5 protein-coding genes are annotated in these 5,649 nt (G+C 34.8%); all 5 read left to right on the forward strand.

What is annotated here, in order from left to right; translation table 11 throughout:
* A partial coding sequence (locus WBN20_RS07515; RefSeq protein WP_424281244.1) for a tetratricopeptide repeat protein occupies positions 1-1,195 on the forward strand: 1,195 nt, incomplete at its 5' end.
* A gap of 30 nt (positions 1,196-1,225) precedes the next feature.
* Complete coding sequence (locus tag WBN20_RS07520) at positions 1,226-2,149, forward strand: DUF368 domain-containing protein (RefSeq protein WP_424281245.1); 924 nt, start codon at positions 1,226-1,228, stop codon at positions 2,147-2,149.
* A gap of 5 nt (positions 2,150-2,154) precedes the next feature.
* A complete protein-coding gene (locus tag WBN20_RS07525; RefSeq protein WP_424281246.1) occupies positions 2,155-3,174 on the forward strand; it encodes a DUF368 domain-containing protein in 1,020 nt (339 codons plus the stop codon).
* Positions 3,146-3,898, forward strand: coding sequence for a shikimate dehydrogenase family protein (locus WBN20_RS07530; protein ID WP_424273854.1), 753 nt, complete (start codon positions 3,146-3,148; stop codon positions 3,896-3,898). Before WBN20_RS07525 ends, WBN20_RS07530 begins: the two co-directional genes overlap by 29 nt.
* A 153-nt stretch (positions 3,899-4,051) precedes the next feature.
* On the forward strand, positions 4,052-5,649 hold a 1,598-nt coding region (locus tag WBN20_RS07535), incomplete at its 3' end, for a DUF349 domain-containing protein (protein WP_424281247.1).

Here is a 5,649-nt window from a genome sequence, read left to right on the forward strand (position 1 = left end):
GGATATAGAGGTCCTGGTATTTGAAAATAATCTGGAAGTTGCTGAGAAGCTGCTAGATGAGCTTCAATTGATGGATAGCACTAATGAGGAAATTTATATACAGCGTGCTAATATCTATTCAAAAAAAGACAATCATGAAGCGGCAATAGACATGTTAAAAAAGGCTTTGGACCTATCTGAAGATAGTTTTGACATTTACTCATTGTTAGGTATGGAATATCTATTCATGGATAATTTTGAGAAGGCTAAAGATAATTTTATAAAATGTGTTTCATTCGATGAACAGGATTATTCTTCCCTTTATAATGTGGTCTATTGTTATGAATTCATGGAGGATTATGAAGGTGCCATAACTTTTTTGAACGATTTTCTTGAACGAAATCCATATTGTCAGGTGGCATGGCATCAACTGGGAAAACAATATTTCATTAAAGAAATGCTTCCTGAGGCATTAGCGGCATTTGATTTTGCAATAATTGCTGACGACTCATTTATAGGGGCCTATTTTGAAAAGGGAAAGGTTCTGGAAAAAATGGGAAAGCACAACGAGGCGATTGAAAATTACGAAACAACAATAAAAATAGAAGATCCTACCTCCCATGCTTACTTGAGGATTGGAAAATGTCATGAAAAACTAAACAATGACGAGCTCGCCAAATTCTATTTTTACCAGACTGTACATGAGGATCCACTACTCGATAAAGGCTGGTTGGCAATTACTGATTTTTACTTTCGTAAGAAAAATTATGAAAGGGCTTTGTACTATGTAAATAAGGCAATTAATATTGATGGTGAAAATGCCATATATTGGAAAAAATGCGCCAAAATTCATTACATCCTTCAAAACCTGGATGAAGCTGATTTTTCATATAAACAAGCTGTGGATCTTGGAAATTATGAGTTAGACACCTGGTTGAACTGGTCAGAAGTTGTTACAAAGAATAGTGATATCGATTCCGCTGTTCAAATTTTAATCCAGGGGCTGCAATTCTACCCTGAAGAAGCTGAAATAGAATACAGAATGACTGGCTTATATCTTATGTTAAGTGATTCTGAACAAGCAAGATTTAGATTTATTAATGCACTAAAATTAGACATCTCTAAACTTACTATTTTTGAAGAAGCATTCCCTGAGTATTACAACTCTATTTGGACCCAAAACATAATTAGCAATATTAAAAAGGCTTCCGAATAAAAGAACTATTTTTGTTTTTTTATTTTTTTAATGGGTCAGCGCAATTTATTAAGTTATATTATTATTTCGCTTAAAGGAGTCGCCATGGGTGCTGCAGATGTGGTGCCGGGAGTATCTGGCGGTACAATAGCGTTTATATCAGGGATTTACGAAGAACTTATTACCTCTATAAATGGCATAAATTTTTCTAAGTTTAAAACTTTACAAAAAGAGGGGTTCAAATCCTTTTGGACAGCTATTAATGGAAATTTTTTATTGGCCCTTTTTGTAGGTATTTTCATTAGCGTCTTTTCTTTAGCCAGAATGATTAGCTGGCTCTTAGTTAACAAGCCCATATTGCTGTGGTCCTTCTTTTTCGGACTTGTATTTGCCAGCATTTTTTTTATTGCCCGGGCGATAAAGAAATGGAATCTAGGCACCATAACTGCCTTTGTTTTGGGAACCATTGTGGCGTATTATATTACGACCCTTCCGCCTTCAGAAAATACCGGAAGTCTGCCCTTTTTATTTCTATCTGGTGCTCTGGCTGTATGTGCAATGATCTTACCAGGAATTTCAGGAGCATTCATTTTGGTACTTCTCGGATCCTATAAAACCATTTTAGATGCCGTTCACCAAAAAGACGTCTTAATTATTACTACTGTTGCTATAGGGGCTATATTTGGCCTTTTAAGCTTTGCAAGGCTTTTAAAATGGATGTTTAAAAATTATGAGAACACCACTTTAGCACTTTTAACAGGTTTTATTTTGGGTTCATTAAACAAAATCTGGCCATGGAAAAAAGTTTTGGAGACAAAGACTTTTGGCGACAAAGTTATTCCTGTAAAGGAAATTAACATATCTCCTTTTCAATATGAAGGTGATAATCAGTTACATTATGCCCTCCTATTAGCATTACTTGGATTTTGCGTAATTTTTATACTTGAAAAAATAGCTACAAAAAGTAAAAAATAACACTAATGCAGAAGCCAAGAACTTTTCTTGATAAATTATTTCTGATTATTAAGGGATTAGGAATGGGTGCCGCAAATAAAGTTCCCGGTGTCTCAGGTGGTATTGTAGCATTTGTCGCCGGCTTTTATGAAGAGTTTATTTATTCACTCCGTAAAATCAATCTAAAAGCTTTTAAATTACTTTTTAATGGCAGGTTTAAAAGTTTTTACCGTTACGTAAACGGGCAATTTTTGTCATTACTGATATTTGGAATGCTAGTTAGCTATTTTAGCGTTTCCAAAATACTTGACTATTTTCTTGAACGACAAGAATTGTTTGTTTGGGCTACTTTCTTTGGAATGATTATAGGTTCCATATATTTCATTGCCAACGACTTTAAACATTGGAATAGAGGAACCATTACGGCTGGTCTGCTGGGATTTATAGTGGGCATTTCAATTAGTTTTTTAAGCCCCGCCAAGGAAAATGATAATTTGCTATTTATCTTTCTCTGTGGTATCATAAGCGTTTCCGGGATGACCCTACCGGGCTTATCCGGATCATTTATCCTAATACTATTGGGTAATTACGTATTGCTATTGGTAGATTCTGTAAATTCCTTGTACGACACTATGGCTGAAATAATTAAAGGTGATTTTAGCTTCTTAGAGAACCAAATGCGGTTAAGAACTTTGAAAATTCTTGCCGTATTTACGATGGGATCTGCAACAGGTTTGGTTACGCTATCCCATCTCCTGGGATATGTGTTAAAGCATTACAAATATATAACTTCTGCAGTTATAATAGGGTTTATTACCGGTTCTCTGGGTGTGGTATGGCCCTGGAAAAACCCTGTTTATGTTAAAGATGAAGCCGGAAAAATAGCTATCGATTCAAATGGAGATAAGATAATAATGAACTATGAAAGATATATTCCGGATTTTAACTTTAGCGAAACCTGGTGGGCAATCATATTAATATTATTGGGAATTGGCCTATTAATAGGTTTGGAAAAATATGGCAAAAACAGAGCAAAAAATACATAGTTTTGGACTAATTGGAAAGAATATATCCTACTCTTTCTCTAAAACATATTTTAATCACAAGTTCACCTCAATGGACCTGGTGAACCATAGCTATGAAAATTTTGACCTCTCTAAAATAGAGGAATTTCCAGATCTTATAAAAAAGCATATCACACTGAAAGGACTAAATGTTACAATCCCCTATAAAGAGGCGATAATTCCCTATTTGGATAGTTTAAATAAAAAAGCAGAACGCATAGGAGCTGTAAACACCATAAAATTTAAAAAGGGTAGTCTCATAGGATATAATACAGATGTTTACGGTTTCAAAAAATCTTTCCAGCCATTTTTAAAAGAATCGCATAATAAAGCTTTGATTCTTGGCACCGGCGGGGCCTCTAAAGCTGTCGCCTTTGTTTTAAAAGAATTAGGAATCTCGTTTAAATACGTTTCAAGAAACCCAATAGGCGATCAGATTGGCTATACGGATCTAAATAAGAAAATTATTAGTTCGCACACTGTGCTTATTAATTGTACCCCATTGGGTACTTTTCCTGATACCGAGGCCAAACCAGAACTTCCATATGAATTTCTAACTTCAAGCCATTTACTTTTTGATCTTATCTATAACCCCGAAAAAACTGCATTTCTATTATCTGGAGAACGTAAAGGTGCTATTATATGTAATGGCAGAAAGATGCTGGAGTTACAGGCCGAAAAAGCTTGGCAAATATGGAATTCCTAATATTCTGAACCTTAAGTTTTAAAATAAGGCAAACCTTATAACACTTGAGGTATTAATTGATGTATAAAAGTAGTTTGATTACCTTTGTAGCTATTAATGCTGTTAGTATCTTACAAAGTAGGAACTAACAAATCCGCAGAAACATTAAATAAAATGTTGGAAAATAAAGACCATTTACTACAGAATACTGTAGAGGGAGAAGTTAATTCAGAAACTACTGAATCTAAAGAAACTACTGAATCTAAAAAGGAATCAGAGAAAAGCCCTGAACCAGAAGATAAATCCCAGGAAGTAATAGCGACCGATAAGACAGAAGCTGTTAAAGAGGATGTCCATGAAGAAATAAATGAATCTAACGCGGAAGACGCAGAGGACAAAGACAATCATCAGAGGCATCATATTCCAATCCTGGACTATCACGCCATGTCTATGGAAAATCTGGTAGGGGAATTACAAAGGTTGGTTCGAAATGAGAAAGTGCAGGCCATTAAAAAACATGTTGATGGTATAAAACACGAATTTGACTTAAAATTCCTTGATTTTTTAGAACACAAAAAAGAAGATTTCATAGCCAAGGGTGGCAACGAAATTGACTTCAGATATAATTCAGTTACCAAACGGCAATTCAACGAGGTCTATTCTGAATACCGTGATAAAAGAAATGCGTATTATAAAAACCTTGAGCAAAATCTAAACGAAAACCTTGCAAACAGACTGGAAATTATTGCTGAACTTAAAGGGCTCGTGAATGTTGAAGAAGATATAAACACTACCTATAGAAATTTCAAAGGTATTCTGGAAAGATGGCGAAATGCAGGACCAATCCCAAGAAATAACTACAATGATGTATGGAGAACATATCATCACCATATTGAGATTTTTTACGACTTCCTGCATTTAAACAGGGAATTAAGAGACCTGGATTTTAAGCATAATTTAGAGGAAAAGTTAAAATTAGTTGAGTGCGCTGAAGCCTTGGCAGAAGAAGAAGATCTCAATAAAGCATTTAGGGAATTGCAAACGCTTCATAAGGTTTGGAAAGAAGATATAGGGCCAGTTGATAAAGAACATCGAGAAGAAATTTGGGAGCGCTTTAGTAATGCTACTAAAGTCATGCACCAAAGAAGACAGGATTATTTTAAAGATCTTGATAAAGTATATGAGCAAAACTTAGAAAAGAAAAAAAGCATTATTCAAAAGATTGTTGAAATTGGTTCTCATATTGCCAGCAACCATAAAGACTTGCAACAACAAATAAGAGATATCGAGGAACAACGAGACGCTTTCTTTAAGGCCGGAAAAGTACCACAGAATGTAAATGAACAAACCTGGACAGATTTTAAAGAAGCCGTTCGGGGGTTTAACAGAAATAAAAACGCCTATTATAAAAAACTTAAAAAAGATCAGCAGGATAATCTCGACAAAAAAAGAGACCTTCTCAGCTTAGCGCAATCTTTAAAAGATAGCGAAGACTGGGATACAACAACTTCTGAAATGAAAAGAATTCAGAGGGAATGGAAAACTATCGGTCATGTACCCCGAAAATATTCTGATAAAATTTGGAATGATTTCAAAAATGCGTGCAATCATTATTTTGACAGGCTTCACGCTATAAAAAATAAAGCTCATGGCGAAGAGTCTGCGAATTTTGACAAAAAATTTGCCTGCCTGGAAAAACTTAAAGCGTTTGAACTGAGTGGTGATAAAGATAAAGATTTGACCACAATTAAGTCTTTTATTGAAGAATGGAA

Origin of the sequence: Eudoraea sp. (genome assembly GCF_049665975.1) — a bacterium.
Lineage (GTDB): Bacteria > Bacteroidota > Bacteroidia > Flavobacteriales > Flavobacteriaceae > Eudoraea.

Coding starts and splice junctions, on each gene's coding strand:
- WBN20_RS07520 (WP_424281245.1), top strand. CDS start 1,226: ATGGGTCAGCGCAATTTATTAAGTTATATTATTATTTCGCTTAAAGGA.
- WBN20_RS07525 (WP_424281246.1), top strand. CDS start 2,155: ATGCAGAAGCCAAGAACTTTTCTTGATAAATTATTTCTGATTATTAAG.
- WBN20_RS07530 (WP_424273854.1), top strand. CDS start 3,146: ATGGCAAAAACAGAGCAAAAAATACATAGTTTTGGACTAATTGGAAAG.